Origin of the sequence: Devosia sp. SD17-2 (assembly GCF_029201565.1) — a bacterium.
Lineage (GTDB): Bacteria > Pseudomonadota > Alphaproteobacteria > Rhizobiales > Devosiaceae > Devosia.
This window is the reverse complement of record NZ_CP104002.1, coordinates 3,463,297-3,486,916: the sequence shown is the minus strand read 5'-3', so window position 1 is coordinate 3,486,916 and position 23,620 is coordinate 3,463,297. Positions and strand designations below refer to the sequence as shown.

Genomic DNA, 23,620 nt, shown 5'->3' with positions numbered 1-23,620 from the left:
AGATGGGCAAACTGCCCCATAGCTCGCCGCGCCCGATCCCTCACAGCCTGGTGTCGTCATGACTTCGCCCCTGCCGATCATCTCTGGTCTGTCCGAACTCGCATCTCGCTATGAAGCGGTGCTAAGCGATGTCTGGGGCGTTATTCATAACGGCGTCTCGGCATTCCCCGAGGCTGTGGACGCGCTCGTGTCCTATCGCAAGGCCGGGGGCAGGGTGGTGCTCATCACCAATGCGCCGCGCCCCTCTCCGCCAATCGTGGCCATGCTCGATCGTCTCGGCGTGCCGCGCGAGGCCTATGATGCCATCGTCTCTTCGGGCGACGCGACGCGGGCGATGATCTCGAAATATCGCGGCAAGGCCATCCATCATGTCGGCCCGCCGACCGAGGATGACGCGCTCTACGAAGGCTTTGATCTCACCCGCACCGGCGCTGAGGAAGCCGAAGTCGTCGTTGTCACCGACCTCGATACCGATGAAGACACGCCCGAAATGTACCGCGAGCGCGCCAAGCTCTGGCTGCAGCGAAAGCTGCCGATGATCTGCGCCAATCCGGATCGCGTCGTCGAGCACGGCGACAAGATCATCTATTGCGGCGGCGCCCTCGGCGATCTCTACGCGGCCATGGGCGGCATGGTCCACATGGCCGGAAAGCCCTATCAGCCCATCTACGAAGAGGCCTTTCGCCTTGCCGAAGAAGCCGCCGGCAAGAGCCTCGATAAATCCCGCGTCCTCGCCATCGGCGACAGTGTGCGCACCGATGCCACCGGCGCGGCCCAGTTCGGCATTGATCTCCTCTTCATCACCGGCTCGATCCATGCCGCGGAACTCGATGCCTTCGGCAAGCCGGATCCTCAGGCCATTGCCGATCTTATCGCGCCCAGCCGTGCGCGTGTGGCCGGCTTCCTGCCGCGCCTCACCTGGTAATCTTTCCCTGGCGTCTGGAGCCTCCTGATTTGACCTTCATCCGCCTCGACAATCTTTCCGATCTGCCGGCCTCGCTGCGCGGCGCCTATGTCGCTATCGGCAATTTCGACGGCATGCATCGCGGCCACCAGACTGTGGTGGAAACCCTGCGCCAGCGGGCCCAGGCGGCCGGCGTTCCCGCGCTGCTGCTGACCTTCGAGCCGCATCCGCGCGACGTTTTTGCCCCGACGCCCCATCTTTTCCGGCTCACCGTGGGTGACGCCAAGGCACGTCTCGCCGAAGCGCTCGGGCTCGATGGCATCATCATCCTGCCCTTTGACAAGCCCTTCTCCCAGATCGAAGCCGAGGATTTCGTCGGCGACATGCTGGTGCGCGATCTCGGTGTGCGCGGCGTCATCGTGGGCTCCGATTTCCATTTCGGCCGCCAGCGTCGCGGCACGCCCGCATTTCTGCGCGACGAAGGGGCGCGGCTTGGCTTTGCCGTCGAAACCCTCGACCTCATGGATGAGGGTGACGAGGTCATTTCCTCCTCGCGCATTCGGGCTGCGCTTTCGGAAGGCGCGGTCACCGCAGCAAATCGTCTGCTGGGCTATCACTGGTTCTTTGAGGGTTGCGTGGTCAAGGGCGACCAGCGCGGTCGCGACCTCGGCTATCCCACCGCCAACACCATGACCCCCAATGGCTTCCAGCTTGCCCAGGGCGTCTATGCCGTTCGCGCCCGGCTCGGCACGCGCCTCCTCGACGGCGTCGCGGCCTATGGCAAGCCCATGTTCGACAATCAGCGCCCGCCGTTTGAAACCCACCTCTTCGATTTTGACGAAGACATTTATGGCCAGACCCTGCAAGTCGCGCTGGTCGGTCACATTCGCGGACAGGAAGTGTTCAAGGGCCTCGACGAACTGATCGCCGCCATGGATCGCGACTCGGGCAAGGCACGGGCTCTCATCGCCGAATGCGCCCCCCTGGGCCCCCTCGACGAAAAGCTCGGCTTTTTCGCCTAGGCGTCCTGGCGCCCAGCGAGTCCCAATGAATTTTCCGCTCTGTCCCTCCCTCCCCCTTGTGGGGAGGGTAGCAGAGCTAGGCCCGCCGGGCCGTAGCGGCGCTGGGGTGGGGGTGTGAACCCCTCCCAAGCTGATAGTCACTGTCGCGATTGTCGCCCCATCCGCCTGACGAGGTACAAGCGCGGCAAATCAACCTTTGCCCCTTCCGTCCTGCCTTGCTAAAAGGCACCCCGATCTTCCCGAACGAAACGCCGATCCATGACCGATACCGCTTCCAGCGCGACCGAAACCGATTACTCGGCCACGCTTTTCCTGCCGGAAACCGAATTCCCCATGCGCGCGGGCCTGCCCCAGCGCGAGCCCATCTGGCTCCAGCGTTGGGAAGACATGGATATTTACGCCCTTCAGCGCGAGCAGGCCAAGGATCGGCCGCTTTTCACGCTGCATGACGGCCCTCCCTATGCCAATGGCAATATCCATATCGGGCACGCGCTCAACAAGACGCTCAAGGATGTGATCTCGCGCTCCATGCAGATGCTGGGGCACAACTCGGCCTATGTGCCGGGCTGGGACTGCCATGGCCTGCCCATCGAATGGAAGATCGAAGAGCAATACCGCGCCAAGGGCAAGGACAAGAACGACGTTCCGGTGGTCGAATTCCGCCAGGAATGCCGCACGTTTGCCGAACAGTGGGTCGATATCCAGCGCGACGAATTCAAGCGTCTCGGCATTCTGGGCGAGTGGGACAATCCCTATCTCACCATGAGCTATGACGCCGAGGCCCAGATCGCCCGCGAGCTGATGAAGGTCTCGATGACCGGCCAGCTCTATCGCGGTTCCAAGCCCGTCATGTGGTCTGTCGTCGAGCGCACCGCGCTTGCCGAAGCCGAGATCGAATACCAGGACTATGAGAGCGACACGATCTGGGTGAAGTTCCCGGTCAAGGCATTGCTGTCCAAGGACGCGACCGCTGATGGCCGCCCCGCTCCCTTGTCTGCTCAGGCACTCGAGGAAATCGGGTTGAGCGGCGCTTCGGTGCTCATCTGGACCACCACGCCCTGGACCATCCCCGGCAACCGCGCGATCAGCTTCTCCTCGCAGATCGACTATGGTGTCTATGAGGTCACCTCGGCGCCCGACGGCAATTGGGCCAAGACGGGCGAGCGCTACATCATCGCCAGCGCGCTTGCCGCTGACGTCATGGCCAAGGCCAAGGTCACCGGCTATCGCGAGGTGAGCATCCTTCCCGACGGCGTGTTGTCCCAGCTCATCACCAGCCACCCGCTGGCCGGCTTTGCTGGCGGCTACACGTTCGACGTGCCGCTGCTTGATGGCGAACATGTCACCGATGATGCCGGTACCGGTTTCGTCCATACCGCTCCGGGCCATGGTCTCGACGACTTTGGCATCTGGATGGAATCGACGCGCCTGCTGCAGGATCGCGGCATTGATCCTGCCATCCCCTACACCGTTGGCGACGACGGCTTCTACACCGTTCAGGCCCCTGGCTTCGACGGCGCGCGCGTCATCGACGACAATGGCAAGAAGGGCGACGCCAACCAGCGCGTTATCACCGCTCTCTCCGAACACGGCAACATCATCGCCCGTGGCCGCGTCAAGCATCAGTACCCCCATTCCTGGCGCTCCAAGAAGCCGGTGATCTTCCGCAATACCCCGCAATGGTTTGTCTACATGGACAAGAACATTGAGGGTGCGGAAGGCGATACGCTGCGCCACCGGGCGCTCAACGCCATCGACGCCACCAAGTTCTATCCCGCTGCCGGCCAGAACCGCCTGCGTGCCATGATCGCCGACCGCCCCGACTGGGTGCTGTCGCGTCAGCGCGCCTGGGGCGTGCCGATCACCGTCTTCGTCAATCGCGAAACCGGCGAAATCCTCCGCGACGAGCTGGTCAATGAGCGCATTGCCCAGTCCTTCGAGGAAGAGGGCGCCGACGCCTGGTACAAGGAGGGCGCTGCCCAGCGCTACCTCGGAGATGCCTACAAGGCCGATGACTACGAGATGATCCGCGACGTCCTCGACGTCTGGTTCGATAGTGGTTCGACCCACTCCTTTGTGCTGCGCAACAAGCAGAAGTGGCCGCACCTCAAGTTCCCGGCCTCGATGTATCTCGAAGGCTCGGATCAGCATCGTGGCTGGTTCCACTCGTCCCTGCTCGAAAGCTGCGCCACCAACGGCCACGCGCCCTATGACAGCGTTCTCACCCATGGCTTCACCATGGATGGCGAAGGCAAGAAGATGAGTAAGTCGCTCGGCAACACCGTTGCCCCGCAGGACATCATCAAGCAGTTCGGCGCCGACATCCTGCGCCTCTGGGTTGCCTCCTCCGACTATTCGGAAGATCTGCGCCTCGGCAAGGAAATCATCCAGACCACGGTCGACAGCTATCGCAAGCTCCGCAACACGCTGCGCTGGCTGCTCGGCAACCTCGCTCACTTCAAGGCCGAGGATGTTGTCGACGCGCGCGATATGCCCGAACTCGAGCGCCTGATGCTGCATCGTCTGGCCCAGCTCGATGTTGGCGTGCGCTCAGCGTACAAGGAATATGACTTCCGCAAGGTCGTCACGCTCCTCACCAACTTCATGAATATCGAGCTTTCGGCGTTCTACTTCGACATCCGCAAGGATGCGCTTTATTGCGACCCGATCTCCTCGCTCAAGCGCCGCTCTGCGCTGACCGTGCTCGATCACCTGTTCAACGCGCTGACCGCATGGCTCGCGCCCATCCTCGTCTTCACCATGGAAGAATGCTGGCTGGAGCGTCACCCGGAAGAAGGCTCGTCCGTCCATCTGCGTCTGTTCCCGGAGATCCCGGCTGACTGGATCGACGAGGATCTGGCTGAAAAGTGGCAGCTCATCCGCTCGGTCCGCCGCGTCGTCACCGGCGCGCTGGAAATCGAGCGTCGTGAAAAGCGCATCGGCTCCTCGCTCGAGGCGGCTCCTACCGTCTATGTCGCCGACGCCCGCTACATCGTGGCGCTCGAAGGCCAGGATCTTGCCGAGATCGCGATCACCTCCGCCATCCACATAAAGCAGAACGAAGGCGCCTCAGAAGCCTTCCGGCTTGATGATGTGCCCGGTGTCTCGGTCGTGCCGGCCATGGCCGAAGGCCAGCGCTGCGCCCGCTCTTGGAAGGTCCTTCCCGAAGTTGGCAGCGACGCGGAATACCCCGACGTCACCCCGCGCGACGCCCAGGCCCTGCGCGAACGCGCTGCGGCGGGTCTCTGAACTTGAACCAAGGCAGCTCGGCTAAATGCCAAAGCCGCTGTTCATCGTCTCCCTCCCCCTCGTGGGGAGGGAATAAGGGTGGGGGTGAGTAATTGAACTCGAAGATGAAGACCCTCTACACCTCTCTCGTTGCCGCCATCCTCGCCTTCGGCATTGATCGCGCGCAAAAAGCCTATCACCTGGCCGAAGAGTGCATCGGCTTCGCCCAGGCCAAGTGCATCGACATTTTCGCCAACTACATCCCCTTCACCATGCAGGGGTGGCGCGGCGGCGAGATCGTCCCGGTCACGCCGTTCTTCGATTATGTACTCGTCTGGAACACCGGCATTTCCTACGGCCTGCTCGATGGCATGCCGACCTGGGTGCTGGGCGCCATCATGCTGGTGGCCATTGTTGCGCTGTCGATCTGGTGGGTCCGCGCCCATGAGCCGCTGGTGCGCCTTGGTCTCGCGCTCTGCATTGGTGGTGCGCTCTCAAATGCGCTTGATCGGCTGATTTATGGCGGCGTAGCCGACTTCTTCCACTTCCATTGGGGGACGTGGTCGTTCTACATTTTCAATATTGCCGACGTGGCGATCACCTTTGGTGTCATACTGCTTCTGGTCGACATGCTCGGCCTCAAGCGCAAGCCTGCTGATCGCCCGGTCTGACGATACAAATCATTGTGCTGCCAAAATCTGGTCTTAGGGCCGACAATGCGCTATAAGCGCCGCCAGGATCGTAAGGGATGTTTCATGCGTATTGGATTGTCTGGCCGTAAGAGCCGAGTTTCGGTCGCGGCGCGCGCAGGTCTGGCGTCTCTGGCGCTGGTAGCGACTCTGGCCCTTGGCGCCTGCACCACGGTCGAAGGCACCAACGCCCTGACCGATTTCGGCACCTTCGAGCGCGACGTGATGAACACCACGGCGCGCGGCATCGGCCTCATCCCAGGCGAGGCTCCCAAGGCCGATCTGACCCAGGCTCGCGCGCCTCTGGCGCTGCCGCGTTCGGGCAATAATCTACCTGTTCCAGCCACCCAGTCCGCCGCGGCCCAGCTCCCGGCCGACAGCAACACCGTCAAGATCGACACCTCGCGCCTCAGCGAAGCCGATCTTGCCCGCCTGCGCAATGCGCGGGTTGTCGATCTCCGCTCGCTCTCCGGCCGTCCGCTGACGGCTGAGGAGTCACGTGCGCTGACGGCCCGCATGACCGCTTCGGGCATGCAGGTCACCGCTTCGGGCAGCCGCCCGCTGTATCTGCCGCCTGATGAATATTTCACCCGCGTCGGCGATGCCAATCTGGTATGCCGCGCGCCCAACGGCGAGCTCGTGCCACTGGCCGACGCCCGCTGCCCTGAAGACATCCGCAAGGCCTTCGGGCCCCGCGGTCCGCAGGCAGGCGCCTCGCTCGGCACTGCCGGCGCGCGTCTCACCAATTCGGATATCGGCAAGCAGTAATCTGCGAGCCCATTACGATCCAAAAATGAGGCGGCCGGAATTGTCCGGCCGCTTTCGCATTCCCCGCGCCGCCCATTCATGGGTCCCGCATGTTATGGAAGTCTGTCCGCATGAGCGAAACTGAAAAACCCGAAATCGCTGACCGTCTTGCCAAGGTCATGGCCCGCGCCGGCCTCTGCTCCCGCCGCGACGCCGAAGGCTGGATCACGGCTGGCCGTGTCACCGTCAATGGCAAGAAGGTACTGACCCCGGCCTTTAACGTCACCAGCCGCGACAAGATCGTTGTCGATGGCGAGCAGCTCGCTGCCCGTCAGGGCACGCGCATCTGGCTCTACCACAAGCCCGCTGGCCTGGTTGTCACCGAGAAGGACCCCGAGGGTCGCAAGACCATTTTCGAGGCCCTGCTCGAAGAGGGCCTCCCCCGCGTCGTCACTGTCGGCCGTCTCGACATCAACACCGAGGGCCTGCTGCTCCTCACCAATGATGGCGGCCTCAAGCGCGTGCTCGAGCTGCCCTCCACCGGCTGGCTGCGTCGCTATCGCGTGCGCGCCTATGGTCACGTCACCCAGGCCCAGCTCGATGCCCTCAAGGATGGCATCGAAGTTGAAGGCATCACCTATGGCCCGATTGAAGCCACGCTCGAACGCTCCCAGGGCAGCAATGTCTGGCTGCTGCTCGGCCTGCGCGAAGGCAAGAACCGCGAAGTCAAGAACGTGCTCGGCGCGCTTGGCCTTGAGGTGAACCGCCTGATCCGCGTGTCCTATGGTCCGTTCCAGCTCGGCGAACTGGCTGAAGGCGCCGTCGAAATGGTCCGCGCCAAGATGCTCAAGGACCAGCTTGGCAAGAAGCTGGCCGAAGCCGCTGGCGTCGATTTCGACAGCGAGATGCCTGATACGGCTCCCCCGCCGCGCGAGGATTTCCGTGCTGCCCGTGGTGGTCGCGATGCTCCGCGTACCGGTCGCCCGCGCCGCGTGCACTTCGACGAAGATGGTCGCGCCCCCGAGGAATACGAACCCAAGGGCCCCGGCAAGCAGCGTCGCGATCGCGACGATCAGCCGATCTCCTCCTTCGGCAAGCCCGCTCCCCGTCCGCCGCGTCCCCCTCGTGATGGCGCAGCGCCCGACCGCAAGTCGTTTGGCGACAAGAAGCCCTACGGCGACAAGAAGTCGTTCGGTGACAAGAAGCCCTATGGCGACAAGAAGCCGTACGGTGACAAGAAGCCATATGGTGACAAGAAGTCCTTCGGCGACCGCCCGCAGCGTGGCCCGCGTCCGGATGGTGATCGTCCCGCTCGCGGCGGCTTCGGTGACCGTCCGCAGCGCAGCTTCGAGGGTCGTCCGTCCCGCGATGGCGGTGATCGTCCCGCTCGTGGTGGTTTCGGTGATCGTCCGGCCCGCGGCAATTTCGGTGATCGTCCGCAGCGTAGCTTTGAGGGTCGTCCCCCCCGTGATGGCGGTGATCGTCCCGCTCGCGGCGGTTTCGGTGACCGTCCAGCCCGCGGCAATTTCGGTGATCGTCCGCAGCGCAGCTTCGAGGGGCGTCCACCCCGCGATGGCGGTGATCGTCCCGCACGCGGTGATTTCGCCGGTCGTCCGTCCAATGGTCCGCGCGGGGATCGCCCGCAGCGCTCGTTTGATGACAATCGCGGCCCGCGCCGCGACGATCGGCCGGGGCAGGGCCGTCCGTCGGCAGGTGGGCGTCCAGGTGGCGACCGCAAGCCGTTCGGCGGCAAGCCGGGTGGCGGCCGTCCGTTTGATGGCAAGCCGCGTGGCGACAAGCCCTTCGGCCGTCCGGCCGGTGGCGGTCGTCCCGATGGTGGCAGCCGCCCGTTCGGCGGGGGTCGCCCGGAAGGCGGCGGTCGTCCTTCGGGTGGCGGTCGGCCAGCAGGTGGTGGCGGACGTCCTCAGGGCGGACAGCATCCGACCGGCGGTTCGCGCCCCACAGGCGGTGCTCGTCCCACGGGTGGTGCCCGTTCCACAGGCGGTGCCCGTCCTACGGGTGGCGCCCGTCCTACGGGTGGCGCCCGTCCCACGGGTCCGCGTAAGCCGCGGGGCTAAGACATGCGCATTGTTGCCGGAAAATTCCGCGGCAAGCAGCTGATCTCGCCGTCGGACGATTCTATTCGTCCGACGGCCGATCGCGTGCGGGAAAGCATGTTCAACATTCTCGGCTCACGGCTCGGTCCGGTGCTCGAGGGCAAGCGCGTGCTCGATCTCTTCGCCGGCACAGGTGCCCTGGGCTTCGAAGCGCTCTCGCGCGGCGCCGCCCACGTCACCTTTGTCGATATCGGTGCCGAGGCCCGTGGCCTCATTCGCGACCATATCCAGGCCTTCGGCGTTGCCGGCATCACCAAGCTCCTGCGCCGCGATGCGACGGGGGTGGGTGCACCCGGCACCTTCGGGGAATTCGATCTCGTCTTCCTCGATCCCCCTTACGGCCAGCAGCTGGGCGAAAAGGCCCTGACCGAACTGGCCGCCAATGGCTGGCTCAAGTCCGGCGCGACGCTGGTCTGGGAAGAAGCGGTCGATGTGCCGGTGGTGGTTCCAGAGGGCTTTACCCTCGAAGATACCCGCGAATACGGCGCCGCCGCCGTCCGCTTCCTCAGTTTTACTGGCGCTGCGGTGAACCTTTAACGTTCTCACACCTTGTCCTCCCGCACGGTGGGAGGACAATTTCATGATCAACGAAGCACTCTCGGGTGGCTGTCTTTGCGGCGCTGTGCGCTACGAGGTACGCGGCGCGCCCTTCAAATCGGGGCTTTGCCATTGCGCCGATTGCCGGAAGATCACCGGCACCTCTTTCCTCGCCTTCGCCGATTGGCGACCGGCGCAATTCACCCAGACCGGCGCCTATTCAACCTATGACGGCCGATGCTTCTGTCCCGTTTGCGGGTCCAGGGTCTTCTGCTTCGGCGACGATCAGGTGGAGATCTATCTGGGGAGCCTTGATGAGGCGCCGAATAACCTCGCGCCGCAATTCGAGGGTTGGTGCATCCGTCGGGAAACCTGGCTGCCGATCCTGCCGGGGATACCCATGTATCCCCGCGATCCCTGAGCCGGGTCAGGCCGCCTGCTTGCAGTCGGCACAGCGGCCGCGGATTTCCATCGTGGTGCGCTCCACGGTGAAATCCTTGCCCTGCGCCCATTCTCCGAGCCTGCCTTCGATCACCGGATCGGCAAATTCGTCCACCTTCCCGCAGCCGCTGCAGATGGCAAAGGCGATCAGACCCTTGCGATGGCAATGGGCATCTGCGCAGGCCACGAACGCATTGAGCGACTCCAGCCGATGCGCGAGACCCCGGTCCACCAGCTTGTCGAGCGCGCGATAAACCTGAAGCGGCGCGCGTAATCCGTCATCGCGCAGCCGGTCAAGAATGTCATAGGCGCTGAGCGGGCCCTGGGATTTGTTCAGCGTGCCCAGCACCAGTTCCTGATTGCGCGTCAGATCCGTCGGCATCTCGTGGCTATGCGCCATGGCGTTCCCTCCTGCCAAAGAGACGATCGGTCGGGACCGTCAGGGACACAAGAAAAATCAGTAATGCAGCAACGACGATGGACGGGCCCGACGCGCTGTCCCAGGTTCGGGAGCCGAACAGCCCGGCCACCACGGCAATGGCCCCCAGCGCTGCGGCTACAAGCGCCATCATTTCCGGCGTGGAACTTAGCCGCCGCGCGGTCGCCGCCGGAATGATCAGCAGCGAAGTGATCAGCATCACGCCAACCAGTTTCATGGCGATGGCGATGACGCTCGCCATCAGCAGCATGAGAATGATGCGGCTGACCTCGGGGCGCAGGCCCTCGGCCTCAGCCAGTTCCGGGCTCACCGTCGCCGCCAGCAGCGGTCGCCAGTTGAGCCACAGCATAAACAGGATCGCCGCGCCGCCGCCATAGATGACAGCGAGGTCTTCGGTCGAAACCGCGAGAATATCGCCGAACAGAAACCCCATGAGATCAATGCGCACGCCGGTCAGCAGCCCCACCAGCACCAGCCCCACGGCCAGCGAGGAATGGCTCAGAATGCCGAGCAGCGCGTCCGTTGGCAGCGTGTTCTGCTTCTGCAGCAGCAGCAGCGCTCCCGCCACCAGGGCCGCCACGGCAAACACGCCCAGCGTCATATTCATCGAGAGGAGTATCGAGATGGCCACGCCCAGCAGCGCCGAATGCGCCATCGTATCCCCAAAGTAAGCCATGCGCCGCCAGACGACGAAGCACCCCAGCGGCCCCGTCACCGCCGCCAGCCCCACGCCCGCAATCAGTGCGCGCGAAAAGAAATCACCGAACATGGCCAGCCCCCAGTTCCACTTGCACCCCCACCCTTGATCCCTCCCCACACGGGGGAGGGAGACGATGGAGCTGAGAAGGTCGTGCTTGCGCCTCCCTCCCCTTGATGGGGAGGGAATGAGGGTGGGGTGGGGCCTTGGTCACCAGACTCGTCGCCTCACTTCGCATGGCTGTGCCCCTCATGGTCGTGATGGTGGTGCGCATGCTCATGCCCGTCTTCCGCTCCCACCACACAGCCATCGTCATGGTGCTCGTGGTCATGGTGATGCTGATAGATCGCCAGCGCCGAATGCGCCCTTTCGCCGAAAAGGCGCAGATAGGCCGGATCGCGTTTGACGGTGCTCGGCGTGCCCCGGCAGCAGACGTGACCATTGAGGCAGATCACCGTGTCGGTCTCGGCCATCACCACATGCAGGTCATGGCTGATCAGCAAGATGCCGGCGCCGGTCGTGTCGCGGATCTCGCGGATCAGCTGATAGAGCGCCACTTCACCCGAAAAATCGACGCCCTGCACCGGCTCGTCGAGCACCAGCAGATCCGGCTTGCGGATCATCGCCCGTGCAAACAGCACGCGCTGGAATTCGCCGCCCGACAATTCCTGCACCGCTGCATGTAGCAGGCGGCTCGCACCAACGGCCTCCAGCGCCGCCGCGATTTCGGTCTTCGGAAAACGCCCGGTCAAATTCATCAGCCGCTCGACCGTGAGGGGCAGCGTCCAGTCGATGGCGAGCTTTTGCGGCACATAGCCAATGGTCAGCCCGGCCTTGCGCTCAACCTGGCCCATATCCGGCTTGATAACGCCCGTCACCATTTTGGCGGTCGTCGATTTGCCCGACCCGTTCGGGCCGATCAGCGTAAGGATTTCGCCACGGGCGATCGACAGGTCGACACCCTCCACCAAGACGCGCCCGCCACGCCGCACTCCGGCATTTTTCAGGCTGATCAGATTTTCCCTGTGGCGATGATCGTGCATTGCGGCTGAGCTATCCTTGGAGCGCCGGGTGGAGACGAGGCACCGGAAAATGCGCACTGCGCTTTTCCGCAAAACCTCTCTTGACGCATTTCAATACGTTATAGCATAACACTCCGGCAAGCGTAATAACATAACATATCACGCTGACTTTTCCTCCAGAGGCCAGACGATGCACAAAACCGCCTTCTCCTTCGCCGCCGCTGCCACGCTGCTTATGGCCGGCACCGCGATAGCCGCGCCCAATGTCGTCGCCTCCACAAAACCCATCCATTCCCTTGTCGCCGCAGTCATGGGCGACACCGGCGCGCCGATCCTCCTCGTCAAGGGTGCAGCCTCGCCGCATGACTACGCTCTCCGGCCCTCGGATGCGGCAGCGCTTGAGAGTGCGGACATTGTTTTCTGGACCGGCCCCGGTTTCGAGATGTTCCTGGCCGATGCCCTCAAAACCCTTTCCAGCAATGCCGAAATCATCGAACTCAGCAAAGCTGACGGCATAAAGCTTCTGCCGGTCCGCGAGGGCGGCGCTTTCGAGGCGCATGACCATGCCCACGACCATGAAGGCCATGACCACGATCATGACGACCATTCACATGACGAGCACACCCATGATGACGATGGGCACGACCATCACGAACCGTCCGATCTCCATTTCTGGCTCGATCCCGAAAACGCGGCGCTCATGGTAACCGATATCGCTGCCGAGCTGAGCGTCGCCGATCCGGACAATGCCGCAATCTACGCCGCCAATGCCGAGGCCACCCGGGCCGAGCTTTCAGCCCTTACCGCCGAGATCGCCGGCATCCTCGAGCCGGTCGCGGCAAAACCCTTTGTCGTTTTCCACGACGCCTACCAATATTTCGAGGCCCGCTTCGGCCTCACTCTGGCTGGCACGGTAACAGTCTCTCCCGAAGCCATGCCGGGGGCAGGGCGCATTGATGAACTGCGGACCAAGGTTGCCGAGCTGGGCGCCACCTGTGTCTTTGCGGAGCCCAATTTCCAGCCGGCCATCGTCAACACCATCGTCGAAGGCACCGAGGCCAAAGTGGGCACGCTTGATCCCGAAGGCAGCGCGCTCAGCGAAGGCCCCGGTCTTTATGCCGAACTCCTCCGGACCCTTGCTACCGATATCGCTGACTGCCTGAACTGATCTGCTTCGATCTTCCCTCTTGCCGCCCGGCGGGAGGGAGGTGCGGGCTCCTTTTGGGGCCTGCCTCGTCACGTCCATTTCGCCCATTTTGTTATGTTCTAACATATCGGAGAATCCATGCGCCTGCTCACCTTAACTGCTCTTCTCGTCAGCTCCTCGTTGATCTCGGCCGCTCATGGGGAAGATCATCATCATCATTCCCATTGGCGTCTCTTTGTCGCCTACAGCGCTGTGCCGACGGTTTCGGTCATCGAACTTGAAACCGGCGAAACTCTCGAAACCTTTGACGTCACTGCGCCCGCCACGCTCTATGCCAGCCAGTCAGGACAGGCAATTTTTGCTGTTCAAAGCAATGCCAACCGCGTCGATGCCTTTTTCTCCGGCATCGAGCGCGACGATCACGGGGATCATAGCGACCTCAAGATTTCTGCGCCCGCGCCCCTCGATCTTGCAATTGAAGGCGAGAAACCCACTCATTTCGTCGAGCATGCCGGTCATCTCGCCGTTTATTTCGATGGTTCTGGCAAGGCCAGCATTCTCTCCGAGCGCAACTGGCTCTCCGGAAAGTCCGAGATCAGCGCGTTCGACATCGGCACGCCGCACCATGGCGTGGCCGTCCCATCTAACGGCGGTGCAATTGTGACCCGCCCCTCGGATGAAGAAGGGCGGTTGCCTTCCGGCTTCCTCGTATTCGATGCAGACGGCACGCTCACCGCAACCATTGATCAATGCGCCGACGTCCATGGAGAAGCCACATCAGGCCGCCTTATTGCCTTCGGGTGTTCGGACGGTGTGTTGATTGCCCGTGGCGGTGGGTCTGAGGTCACGTTCCTGTCTTCGGCCGGCCTGCAGGAAGCCGTGTCGGGTCGCTCCTGGGCGGGGAGACGATGGAATTTTTTCTCGCGAATTACGGCGCCCGCGCCATCGCGCTCATTGAGCCAGATGCCGAAAACCCGATCCGCGTCATAGACTTGCCGGGCCACCGTATCCACTTCATCCTCAATGGCAGCAATTCTCGCCTGGCCTATTTGCTTCTCGCCGATGGCTCCGTGCATGAATTTGACGTCGTCACCGCTCAGCTCAAGCGTTCGGTCCAGGTGACCGAGCCCTACGCGACCGACGGCGGGCATGGCGCGCCCTTGCCGCGCCTGGCGCAGGCAGGGGACGCGCTCCTGGTGTCCGATCCGGCCGCTGGTAAGGTCCACAAGCTCAATCTTGATACCTTTGAGCTCACCGGTGCCATCGACCTCGGTGGCGCGCCCTCAAGTCTTGTTGCCGTGGGCGGTGTCCTCGCTGAGCACTGACCGCACGAGACAAGAGGGGTCGCTATTTCAGCGGCCCCTTGAAGATGAAGAAGGCGCCCAGCGCGATCAGCGCAAAGCCGATGCCATGGTTCCAGGTCAGCTTCTCGCCGAGATAGAACACGGCAAACAGCACAAAGACCGAGAGGGAGATGACCTCCTGGATGGTCTTGAGTTCGGCCCCTGAATAGACGCCATAGCCGATCCGGTTGGCCGGCACCGCCAGCCAATATTCAAAAAAGGCAATGCCCCAGCTGATCAGCACCACCACCCACAGCGTTGCGCTGGGGAATTTGAGGTGCCCGTACCAGGCAAAGGTCATGAACAGATTGGACGCAATCAGCAGCCCGATCGGGGCCAGCGTGGCAAAGTTGAAGCCCAAGGCTTCCTCCTCAAGACGAGACAGCCTGATTTAGCCGTGAACGTGGTTCGGCGGAAGTGGGCGCGCGCGTCTCAGCGCACCTTCGTTGGCTGCTCGAGCGAGAAGATATCGTCGCTGACGTCGTCGATCTTCTTGCGCACCAGCGCCTGGGCGTCGTGCAGGCCGCGATTATAGTAATAGGCGCCCATCTTGTCGGCGAAGAACTGCATCAGCATCTCGGCCGGAATGGCGCCGATCGACTGGTCCAGCTCAACGCGGAAATAGTCCTGGATCTCGGCGACGATCGCCTTGGTTTCATCGCGGTCGAACTTGATCGGCTTCATCGCAAAATCCTTCTTTCACCCCCCGTTCATAAGCTGAGTCGTTGATTGCAGGCGGTCCTTGCTTGCGACACAATGGCCGCATCCAGGGGGAGATTGATCATCATGCCTGTCCGCATCGGACTTTTGGCGCTGAGCGCCGTTCTCATTGCCGTCCAGCCGTCCGCCGCCAAGGACAAGGCCAAATCCCCTCCGGCTGAGCAGTTCCTCTGCGAAGGTATTTTCGGCGCCGACACCACCGATGCACGGCTGCGGGAGCACTTTGGCGCCGACAATGTCGTCACCGGCACCATTTACGGTCCAGAAGGCATGGAGCTGCTCGGCACGACGATCTATCCCGATGATCCCACCCGCAAGATGGAAGTCCTCTGGTACGATGAGGAAAACCTCGCCTATCCCAGCAATATAGACCTGTCTCCAAGCCAGGTCGCTCCGGGCGGCGTCCGGGTCGGCATGAGCATCGACGAGGTTGAGGCGCTCAATGGCCAGCCCTTCAAGCTCGGCGGCTTCTGGTGGGATTACGGCGGCTACGCCTGGATCGAAGTCGGCAATCTCTTCGAGCCCGATCCCAATTGTCATGTCGGCTACCGCTTCTCGCCTGCCGATGACTACCCCGAGACCATCGATACCACTTCGGTGGCCGGCGATATCGAGCTCAACTCCGACATGCCGCTGCTCGATGAGATCGGCACGCGCGTCACCCATGTCAGCGTCGGTTATCCCTGGCCCGATCACATACCCCTGCCGGAATATTGACCCCGCGCCCTCCAAGGGCGTAGAGGTTGTGTTGTGACGGTTCCCCGCGTGCAAGGGCACAAGGGGATCAAAAGGGAACACGGTGCGGCGTACCCATAAGGGACCAATTCCGTGGCTGCCCCCGCAACTGTAAGCGGTGCGCCCCCTCATTTCGCCACTGGCGCCAATCGGCGCCGGGAAGGCGAGGGGGCTTTACTCACCGCCAGCCAGGAGACCTGCCGACACACGCCGATCAATCCTGCGCACGGAGGGTGCCTGCATGACCACGACCACTGTTTCCTCTTCCCTGTCCTCTCTCTCGCTGTCCCAGCGCCTCATGGCCGGGCTGCTTGCCCTGTTCCTTGGCACGACGCTGCTCGTCGGCACCGGTTTTGCTGGCGATTATCGCCTGCACAACGGCGCACACGACACCCGCCACGCCATGGGCTTCCCCTGCCACTAAGGCAGCGGTTCGGGCTTTAGAGAGACAAAAATGTTCCGCAATCTGTTTTACGCTGCGCTTGTCGCAGCGCTTTGTGCTGGCCTTGTCACGTCTGCATTCCAGGCCTGGCGCGTCACCCCGTTGATCTTTGCCGCCGAAGCCTATGAAGGCTCTGGTGCCGATCACCACCACGAGGAGGCTGCCGCCGACACGAGTGCTGCGGCAGTGCCAGCTCATTCCCACGACGAAGACGAATGGGCCCCGCAGGATGGCGTTGAGCGCACCGCCTACACCATCTTCGCCAATCTCCTGATGGCCGCGGGTTATGCGCTGATCCTTGGCGCGGTCTCGGTGCTGTTCAACATCCCCATCACTTTCGCCAATGGCCTGCTGTGGGGGCTCGGTGGTTTTGCCGCCTTTACCCTCGCGCCAGCGCTGGGCCTGCCGCCCGGCATGCCGGGCATGCCTGTGGCCGATACTTTTGCCCGCCAGCTGTGGTGGGCAGGCGCTGCCGTCTCGACCGGCGCGGCCCTTGTGCTGGTGGCAAAATTCCGCGCGCCCTGGGCTCTTGCCGTGGCGGTGGCGCTCATCATCCTGCCCCATCTCATCCAGGCGCCCGTCGCCCCCGATGATCCGTCCGGCGTTCCGCCGCGTCTCACTGCCGAGTTTGTCTCGGCTGTCCTCTTCAACGGCGCCCTGTTCTGGGTCGCCCTCGGCCTCGCTTTTGGCTGGTTCAATGATTATCGCGCCGCCCGTACTGGCGTTCGCACTGGAGCCCTCGCATGACCGCAAAGATCCCCACCACCGTCATCACCGGCTTCCTCGGTGCCGGCAAGACCACGCTGGTCCGCCACATGCTGGCCCATGCCCCCAAGGGCAAGCGCATAGCGCTGATCATCAACGAGTTCGGTGATCTCGGCGTCGACAAGGATATCCTGGCCGGTTGCGGCGACGAGACCTGCCGCGAAGAGGATATGGTCGAGCTCTCCAATGGCTGCATCTGCTGCACCGTGGCCGATGAGTTCATCCCCACCATGCAGGCGCTGCTCGCCCGCGAGGAAAAGTTCGATCACATCATCATTGAAACCTCCGGTCTCGCCCTGCCGCAGCCGCTGATCCGCGCCTTCAACTGGCCCGAAATCAAGGCCCAGGTCACCATTGATGGCGTCGTCACCGTCGCCGACGCGGCCGCCCTTGCCGAAGGCCGTTTTGCCTCCGACGAAGCCGCCGTCGATGCCCAGCGCCGTCAGGACGAAATGCTCGATCACGAGACCCCGCTCGGCGAACTGTTTGAAGATCAGCTCTCCGCCGCCGACATGATCATCATCAACAAGACCGACCTTGTTGATGCCGCCATGCTCGAAAAGGTCGAAGCCAATATCCGCGCCGAACTGCGCCCCGGCGTCGGCATCGTCCGTGCCGCCAATGGCCATGTCGATATCACCGCGCTGCTCGGCATGGGCATGGGCTCGGAAGACGACATCGCCAATCGCCCCAGCCATCACGAGCTCGAGCACGGCGGCGAGACCCACGAGCACGACGATTTCGACAGTTTTTCGATCCACCTGCCCACGATCGAGGGCAAGGATCAGCTGCTCGCCGTCATCGCCGACACCATCAAGGCCCACGATGTCCTGCGTCTGAAAGGCTTTGCCGCCGTTCCCGGCGCTGCCGCGCGGCTGGCCATCCAGGCCGTCGGCCCACGCGTCACCGCCTATTTCGACCGCCCGTGGAAGGCCGATGAAGTGCGCGAAACCGCGCTTGTTGTCATTGGCGAAAGCCCGCTTGACCGCGCTGCGATCACAGCAAGCCTGCATCAGGCCGCAGCGTGACCAAAACTCCCACCAGGGCCGACAACCGGCCAAGCGGCACGCGCCTCGCGGCGATTGTGTTTCTAGGCCCCCTGGTGGGCACCATCCTGGGCGTCGGCGGGCTTTTTCTCGCCGATCCCCCGGATGAAGTTTTTCTCGCTGACCCTGAGTTCTCCCTCGTCATCCTCAGCTTCGGCTATCTCTTCGGCCTCGTCCCGGCCATGCTGGCCGCCTTCGCCTATTGGGCAGTCTATCCCGCGGTGAGCCACTGGAGCCCTGCAAAACTCATCCCGCTTTGCCTTGGCCTGGGCGCCATCAGCGGTGTGCTGGGCATCATCATCGTCGTCTCGACCTTCGAGAACCGGCTGACTGTAGCCATGCCGATCACAGCGCTTGGCGCCTGGGCTGGCGCCATAGCGCTGACGGCGACCGCTCTTCCATTTCGTAAAAGACCGTCGTGATGCATCTCCTCTCCGCCCAGGCCGGCGCCATCCAGCAGGAAGGCGAGGCCATTGACCTTGCCCAGCGCCCCGGCGCGCTGATCTTTGCCAGCTCCGCCGATAGCGAACTGGCCATGCTGGCCGCTGCCGCCGATCGAGCAGGGGAGGATGAACTCCGCCTCGCCAATCTCCTGCGCCTCGCCAACAATCTCTCGGTCGACATGTGGCTCGACCAGACCGCCTCCCATGCGCGCCTCGTCGTCCTCCGCCTCATCGGCGGCGCCGCCTATTTCCAATATGGCGTCGACGAAATCACCGCCCTCTGCGCCAACCGCAAGATCCCGCTCGCCCTCCTGCCGGGCGACGCCAATCCCGACCCGATCCTGCAGTCCCGCTCAACCATTCACCCCGACGACTGGCTCGCCCTCCACCACCTCTTCGTCGCCGGCGGCCCCGCCAACGCCGACGCGATCCTCGCCGCATTCGAGGCGCTCGGCGCCTCTTCACCTCTCCCTGAGGGGGAGAGGTCGGCTGCCCAGCAGCCGGGTGAGGGGGCCTTGCTCTCCAATACCACCCCTAAGCCCTTCCCCCGCTTCGGCCTCTGGCACCCCACATCTGGCATGACCGACGAAGCCGGTTTGCGGGCTTTGCACCAACGCCCACCGGCCGGCTCCTCCCCCTCTCAGGCGGAGCCCGGTAGCGCCTACACCCCCATCCTCTTCTACCGCGCCGCCCTCGAAGGCGCCGGCACCGCCACGCTCGAAGCCCTCATTGCCGAGCTCGAAGCCCAGGGCCTCGCCCCGGTGCCGCTGCTCGTTTCCTCCCTCAAGGAAGCCGCCTGCGTCCGCTTCGTCCAGAACGCGATCGCCGCCTTCCCGCCCGCGGCCATTCTCAATCTCACCGCCTTCGCGCTAGGGATCGCCGATCTCGACGAGAAATCAAATCCCTTCGCCGGCACCGATGCGCCGGTCATCCAGCTGATCCAGTCCGGTCGCTCTGAGGCTCAGTGGGCCGCCGATAGCCAGGGCCTCTCGTCAAAGGACATGGCGATGTATCTCGTCATGCCCGAAGTCGATGGCCGCATCGGCGGGCTCTTGGTGGGTCACAAGGCTGACGCCGTCTGGCACGAGCGCACCCAGTGCCCGCTCACCGCCTACGCCCCCGATGCCTCCGGCATATCCCGCGCGGTGCAGCTGGCCAAGAACTGGGCCATCCTCCGCGCCACCCCGCGCGCCGAGCGCCGCGTGGCCTTCGTCCTCGCCAATTACCCCATCCGCGACGGTCGCCTCGCTAACGGCGTCGGCTACGACGCCCCCGAAAGCACCGTCCGCATGCTCGCCGAGCTCGAGCGCGCCGGCTACGATCTGTCTTCACCTCTCCCTTCGGGGGAGAGGTCGGCGGCGCAGCCGACGGGTGAGGGGGCCTTCCCCTCCACTTCCGCCAATCTGATAGATCTCCTTCAGTCCGGCCCCACCAACGCCAATCCCCAGCGCGGCACTTCCGCTGCCATCCTCCCACTCGCGCGCTATGCCGAACTCTTCGCAGCGCTGCCCGAGGAAACCCGCGAGGCCGTCACCACCCGTTGGGGCGATCCCGCGACCGATCCCTTCATCCGCGACGGCGCCTTCCACCTCCCTGCGCACCGCTTCGGCAATATCGTGCTCCTGCTCCAGCCTGCGCGCGGCTATCAGCTTGACGAAACCGAGAGCTATCATGATCCGGCGCTGGTCCCGCCCCACGCCTATATCGCCGCCTATCTCTGGCTGCGCCACAAGTTCGGCGCCCATGCCCTTGTGCACAATGGCAAGCACGGCACGCTCGAATGGCTGCCCGGCAAAGCCACGGCGCTGGACGCCGATTGCTATCCCGACGCGCTCTGGGGCCAGCTGCCCCATCTTTATCCCTTCATTGTCAACGATCCGGGCGAGGGCACCCAGGCCAAGCGCCGCACCGGCGCGGTCATCATCGACCACCTCGTGCCCCCGCTCACTCGCGCCGAAACCTATGGTCCTCTCAAGGACCTCGAGGCGCTGCTCGACGAATATTACGCTGCCTCCGGCATGGATCGCCGGCGCCTGGCCGATCTCAAGCGCCGCATTCTCGATTTCACCAGGGACAGCCGCCTCGACACAGATATCGTCCTGCCCGAGGACGAGACCGAGGCGCTCATCAAGATCGACAACTTCCTCTGCGACCTCAAGGAAGCCCAGATCCGCGATGGCCTCCACATTTTCGGCCAGTCGCCCGAGGGTGCTCTCCAGCGCGATCTCGCCGTGGCCCTTGCCCGCATTACCCGCGGCGACAGCCCTGCCGAAAACTCCCTCATCCGCGCCCTAGCCGACGACCTCAAACTCGGCGTCGATCCCCTCACCGCCGAACTCGGCACCCCCTGGACCGGGCCCCAGATCATGCCGGTTTCACCGGCCAGTCCCTCCCCCTCCCAGGGGGAGGCTAGGTGGGGGTCTGAGCGCTCCAAACCCCGCACCATCGGCGACATCCTCGAGCACCTCGAAGCCCTCGCCGCCGACCTCGTCACTGGCACGCTGGCCTGTCCCCCCGAGTGGACCGCCACAAGCGCCGTCCTCGACACGGTAAAAACCCTGATCCTGCCGCGCCTCGCCGCGTCCGGCCCCGCCGAAATGGCGGCCTTCCTTGCCGGTCTCGATGGCAAGTTCATCGCCCCCGGTCCATCCGGCGCGCCCTCGCGTGGCCGGCTCGATGTCCTGCCCACCGGGCGAAATTTCTATTCCGTCGATGCCCGCGCCGTCCCCACGCCCAGCGCCTGGGAACTCGGCAAAAAGTCCGCCGAAAGCCTCGTCCTCCGCCACCTCCAGGACCACGGGCATTATCTCAAATCCGTGGCCCTGTCGGTCTGGGGCACGGCCAATATGCGCACCGGCGGCGATGACATCGCCCAGGCCCTCGCGCTCATCGGCGCGAAACCCACCTGGGATCCGGGCTCTCTGCGCGTCTCCGGCTATGAAATCGTGCCCCTGGCAAAACTCGGCCGCCCGCGTGTCGACGTCACCCTGCGCATTTCCGGCTTCTTCCGCGACGCCTTCCCGGCCCAGATCGCCCTGTTCGATCGCGCCATCCGCGCCGTCGGTGCGCTCGACGAGCCGGAGGAAGACAACCCCATCGCCGCCCGCATGCGCACCGAAGCCCTTGGCCTCATGGCCGCCGGAAAATCCGAGGCCGAGGCCTCCCTCGAATCTGGCGCGCGTATTTTCGGCTCAAAACCGGGCACATATGGCGCCGGTCTCGGCCAGCTGATCGACAACGGCAATTGGTCCGAAAAGGCCGATCTTGCCAACCAGTTCCTGCGCTGGGGGCAATATGCCTATGGCGCCAAGGCCGATGGCATCCCCCTCCAGGACCGCTTCGCCGCCCGCCTCGGCCAGATCGACGCGGTCCTCCACAATCAGGACAATCGCGAGCACGACCTCCTCGACAGCGACAATTACTACCAGTTCGAGGGTGGCCTTTCCGCCGCCGCCGAAACCCTTTCCGGCCACAAGCCTGCCGCCTATCACAACGACCATTCCCGCCCGGAAACCCCAAAAATCCGGACGCTGGAACAGGAAATCTCCCACGTCATGCGCTCCCGCGTCGTCAATCCAAAATGGATCGCCGGCATGCAGCGCCACGGCTATCGCGGCGCCTTCGAAATCATTGCCACGGTCGATTTCATGTTCGCCTACGCCGCCACCACCGGCGCGGTGAAAACCCACCACTTTGATCTCGCCTTCGAAGCCTTCGTCGAAAACGACGCCATCCGCGACTGGCTGAAATCGGTCAATCGCTATGGCTATGACGAGCTCATCGAAAAGTTCCGCGACGCCCGGCAGCGCGGTCTCTGGTCGCCCCGTTCCAACTCCGTCTATGCTTTCCTCGAGGGGGAAGCATGAACAATACCATCATCTATCTCATCGGCCACTATGGCGTCGGCAAGCTCACGATCGCCAAGGAGATCTGCGCCATCACGGAGGCGCGCCTCTTCGACAATCATCTGGCCAATAACATCGTCTTCTCGCTGATCCGCGAGGATGGCACTTCTCCCATCCCCGACAGCGCCTGGGACATCATCATGACCATCCGCCGCGAGGCGCTTCGGGCCATGACCGAGATCGCCCGCCCCGACGCCAGCTTCGTGCTCACAAATGCCCTGATGGAAGACGATCCCCTCGACCACGAGGCCTTTGCCGAGGTGCTTGAAGTGTCGCGAAAACGCGGTGCCACCTTCATCCCCGTCATCCTCACGGCGTCGGGTGCGGCTCACGACGAACGCATTCCGAGCCCCGAGCGTGAGGAACGTCTCAAGATGACCGATGCCGCCGGCGCCGCCCTCGTCCGCCAGCGTCGTCCCATCTTGCGGATCGAGCACCCGAACCGGCTCGATCTCGACACCACCATTCTGCCGCCCGAACGCGCGGCCCAATTGATCATCGAACACGCGGAGCGCCTCCAATGACCGATAAGCCCCTCAAGAAGACGGATCTTATGTCCGAGGCCGAGCGCGATGCCTATCACGCCGAAAAAATGCGGAAAAAGAAGGCCGCGCGCGATAAAATCCTCTCGACCAAGACCGAGGAAAAAGGCCTGCTGGTCATCCACACCGGCAAGGGCAAGGGCAAGTCCACTGCGGCCTTCGGCATGGTGTTCCGCGCCTTGGGCAATGGCATGCGCGTCGGCGTTGTACAGTTCGTCAAGGGCGTCTGGAACACCGGCGAGCGCACCGTGCTCGACAAGTTCCCCGATCAGGTGACCATCAACGCCATGGGTGAGGGCTTTACCTGGGATGTCGCCGACCGCCAGCGCGACCTCGCCGCTGCCCGCAAGGCCTGGGAGCAGGCCAAGGCTCTGATCATGGACCCGAGCTACGACATGGTCCTGCTCGACGAGCTCAACATCTGCCTGCGATATGACTATCTTCCCATCGAAGAGGTCGTCGAATTCCTCCAGCAGAAGCCGGCCGAAAAGCACGTCATCGTCACCGGCCGCAACGCCAAGGATGAACTGATCGAAATCGCTGACCTTGTCACCGAAATGACCGAGATCAAGCACCATTTCCGCGCCGGCGTAAAAGCCCAGAAGGGCATCGAGTTTTAGGAGCGGGAGACAACCCCCACCCGACCTCCCCCTGAATAAGGGGGAGGGGCCCATCGTGGCTGACCGCCG

At 63.5% G+C, this 23,620-nt stretch carries 24 protein-coding genes and 1 riboswitch; of the genes, 19 read left to right on the top strand and 5 right to left on the bottom strand.

The window, feature by feature from the left end; genetic code table 11:
- Positions 1 to 58 precede the first annotated feature (58 nt).
- The 8 genes from NYQ88_RS17120 to NYQ88_RS17085 all read left to right on the top strand — a co-directional run bounded on the left by NYQ88_RS17120 (position 59) and on the right by NYQ88_RS17085 (position 9,665).
- The gene (locus tag NYQ88_RS17120; protein WP_275652313.1) at positions 59 to 925 is read left to right on the top strand and encodes a TIGR01459 family HAD-type hydrolase; all 867 of its coding nucleotides are present in this window, start codon (positions 59 to 61) and stop codon (positions 923 to 925) included.
- A gap of 29 nt (positions 926 to 954) precedes the next feature.
- The gene (locus NYQ88_RS17115) at positions 955 to 1,926 is read left to right on the top strand and encodes a bifunctional riboflavin kinase/FAD synthetase (protein WP_275652312.1); all 972 of its coding nucleotides are present in this window, start codon (positions 955 to 957) and stop codon (positions 1,924 to 1,926) included.
- A 258-nt stretch (positions 1,927 to 2,184) separates the two neighbouring features.
- Positions 2,185 to 5,175, top strand: a complete 2,991-nt coding sequence (ileS, locus tag NYQ88_RS17110) for an isoleucine--tRNA ligase (RefSeq protein WP_275652311.1) — start codon at positions 2,185 to 2,187, stop codon at positions 5,173 to 5,175.
- Positions 5,176 to 5,267: 92 nt separating this feature from the next.
- On the top strand, positions 5,268 to 5,825 hold the full coding sequence (lspA, locus tag NYQ88_RS17105; protein WP_275652310.1) for a signal peptidase II: 558 nt from the start codon (positions 5,268 to 5,270) through the stop codon (positions 5,823 to 5,825).
- An 84-nt stretch (positions 5,826 to 5,909) separates the two neighbouring features.
- Entirely contained in the window at positions 5,910 to 6,611 is a 702-nt protein-coding gene (locus tag NYQ88_RS17100) for a hypothetical protein (RefSeq protein ID WP_275652309.1), read from the top strand.
- Positions 6,612 to 6,721: 110 nt separating this feature from the next.
- Complete coding sequence (locus NYQ88_RS17095) at positions 6,722 to 8,668, top strand: pseudouridine synthase (RefSeq protein WP_275652308.1); 1,947 nt, start codon at positions 6,722 to 6,724, stop codon at positions 8,666 to 8,668.
- 3 nt (positions 8,669 to 8,671) lie between these two features.
- Positions 8,672 to 9,244, top strand: a complete 573-nt coding sequence (rsmD, locus tag NYQ88_RS17090) for a 16S rRNA (guanine(966)-N(2))-methyltransferase RsmD (RefSeq protein WP_275652307.1) — start codon at positions 8,672 to 8,674, stop codon at positions 9,242 to 9,244.
- 43 nt (positions 9,245 to 9,287) lie between these two features.
- On the top strand, positions 9,288 to 9,665 hold the full coding sequence (locus NYQ88_RS17085) for a GFA family protein (protein ID WP_275652306.1): 378 nt from the start codon (positions 9,288 to 9,290) through the stop codon (positions 9,663 to 9,665).
- Positions 9,666 to 9,671: 6 nt separating this feature from the next.
- Here NYQ88_RS17085 and NYQ88_RS17080 read toward each other — a convergent pair whose 3' ends face one another.
- From NYQ88_RS17080 to NYQ88_RS17070, 3 genes are all read right to left on the bottom strand, one after another.
- A complete protein-coding gene (locus tag NYQ88_RS17080; RefSeq protein WP_275652305.1) occupies positions 9,672 to 10,085 on the bottom strand; it encodes a Fur family transcriptional regulator in 414 nt (137 codons plus the stop codon).
- Entirely contained in the window at positions 10,075 to 10,893 is an 819-nt protein-coding gene (locus tag NYQ88_RS17075; protein ID WP_275652304.1) for a metal ABC transporter permease, read from the bottom strand. Before NYQ88_RS17075 ends, NYQ88_RS17080 begins: the two co-directional genes overlap by 11 nt.
- Before the next feature lie 155 nt (positions 10,894 to 11,048).
- The gene (locus NYQ88_RS17070; protein ID WP_275654944.1) at positions 11,049 to 11,864 is read right to left on the bottom strand and encodes a metal ABC transporter ATP-binding protein; all 816 of its coding nucleotides are present in this window, start codon (positions 11,862 to 11,864) and stop codon (positions 11,049 to 11,051) included.
- Positions 11,865 to 12,033: 169 nt separating this feature from the next.
- Here NYQ88_RS17070 and NYQ88_RS17065 point away from each other — a divergent pair, with 169 nt between their 5' ends.
- The 3 genes from NYQ88_RS17065 (at position 12,034) to NYQ88_RS17055 (ending at position 14,315) form a co-directional block, all read left to right on the top strand.
- A complete protein-coding gene (locus NYQ88_RS17065; protein WP_275652303.1) occupies positions 12,034 to 13,011 on the top strand; it encodes a zinc ABC transporter substrate-binding protein in 978 nt (325 codons plus the stop codon).
- Between the two features lie 117 nt (positions 13,012 to 13,128).
- The gene (locus NYQ88_RS17060; RefSeq protein WP_275652302.1) at positions 13,129 to 13,980 is read left to right on the top strand and encodes a hypothetical protein; all 852 of its coding nucleotides are present in this window, start codon (positions 13,129 to 13,131) and stop codon (positions 13,978 to 13,980) included.
- Positions 13,899 to 14,315 (top strand): hypothetical protein, encoded by a 417-nt coding sequence (locus tag NYQ88_RS17055; RefSeq protein ID WP_275652301.1) that lies wholly within the window; start codon positions 13,899 to 13,901, stop codon positions 14,313 to 14,315. Before NYQ88_RS17060 ends, NYQ88_RS17055 begins: the two co-directional genes overlap by 82 nt.
- Before the next feature lie 22 nt (positions 14,316 to 14,337).
- Here NYQ88_RS17055 and NYQ88_RS17050 read toward each other — a convergent pair whose 3' ends face one another.
- Complete coding sequence (locus NYQ88_RS17050) at positions 14,338 to 14,694, bottom strand: DMT family protein (RefSeq protein ID WP_275652300.1); 357 nt, start codon at positions 14,692 to 14,694, stop codon at positions 14,338 to 14,340.
- A 71-nt stretch (positions 14,695 to 14,765) separates the two neighbouring features.
- Complete coding sequence (locus NYQ88_RS17045; protein ID WP_275652299.1) at positions 14,766 to 15,017, bottom strand: DUF2164 domain-containing protein; 252 nt, start codon at positions 15,015 to 15,017, stop codon at positions 14,766 to 14,768.
- A gap of 102 nt (positions 15,018 to 15,119) precedes the next feature.
- Between NYQ88_RS17045 and NYQ88_RS17040 the strand changes: the two genes are divergently transcribed.
- The 8 genes from NYQ88_RS17040 to cobO all read left to right on the top strand — a co-directional run bounded on the left by NYQ88_RS17040 (position 15,120) and on the right by cobO (position 23,551).
- Positions 15,120 to 15,770 carry a hypothetical protein gene (locus NYQ88_RS17040; protein ID WP_275652298.1) on the top strand — a complete coding sequence of 217 codons (651 nt, stop codon included), beginning with the start codon at positions 15,120 to 15,122 and terminating at the stop codon, positions 15,768 to 15,770.
- Between the two features lie 20 nt (positions 15,771 to 15,790).
- Positions 15,791 to 16,008, top strand: a riboswitch (cobalamin riboswitch).
- A 21-nt stretch (positions 16,009 to 16,029) separates the two neighbouring features.
- The gene (locus NYQ88_RS17035) at positions 16,030 to 16,212 is read left to right on the top strand and encodes a CbtB-domain containing protein (RefSeq protein ID WP_275652297.1); all 183 of its coding nucleotides are present in this window, start codon (positions 16,030 to 16,032) and stop codon (positions 16,210 to 16,212) included.
- Positions 16,213 to 16,242: 30 nt separating this feature from the next.
- Positions 16,243 to 16,977 carry a CbtA family protein gene (locus NYQ88_RS17030; protein WP_275652296.1) on the top strand — a complete coding sequence of 245 codons (735 nt, stop codon included), beginning with the start codon at positions 16,243 to 16,245 and terminating at the stop codon, positions 16,975 to 16,977.
- A complete protein-coding gene (cobW, locus tag NYQ88_RS17025) occupies positions 16,974 to 18,023 on the top strand; it encodes a cobalamin biosynthesis protein CobW (protein ID WP_275652295.1) in 1,050 nt (349 codons plus the stop codon). The genes NYQ88_RS17030 and cobW overlap by 4 nt, the downstream gene beginning before the upstream one ends.
- The gene (locus NYQ88_RS17020) at positions 18,020 to 18,463 is read left to right on the top strand and encodes a hypothetical protein (RefSeq protein ID WP_275652294.1); all 444 of its coding nucleotides are present in this window, start codon (positions 18,020 to 18,022) and stop codon (positions 18,461 to 18,463) included. Before cobW ends, NYQ88_RS17020 begins: the two co-directional genes overlap by 4 nt.
- Complete coding sequence (gene cobN, locus NYQ88_RS17015; protein WP_275654943.1) at positions 18,463 to 22,350, top strand: cobaltochelatase subunit CobN; 3,888 nt, start codon at positions 18,463 to 18,465, stop codon at positions 22,348 to 22,350. Before NYQ88_RS17020 ends, cobN begins: the two co-directional genes overlap by 1 nt.
- Positions 22,347 to 22,913, top strand: coding sequence for a hypothetical protein (locus tag NYQ88_RS17010; RefSeq protein WP_275652293.1), 567 nt, complete (start codon positions 22,347 to 22,349; stop codon positions 22,911 to 22,913). Before cobN ends, NYQ88_RS17010 begins: the two co-directional genes overlap by 4 nt.
- Positions 22,910 to 23,551, top strand: coding sequence for a cob(I)yrinic acid a,c-diamide adenosyltransferase (gene cobO / locus NYQ88_RS17005; protein ID WP_275652292.1), 642 nt, complete (start codon positions 22,910 to 22,912; stop codon positions 23,549 to 23,551). Before NYQ88_RS17010 ends, cobO begins: the two co-directional genes overlap by 4 nt.
- Positions 23,552 to 23,620 lie beyond the last annotated feature (69 nt).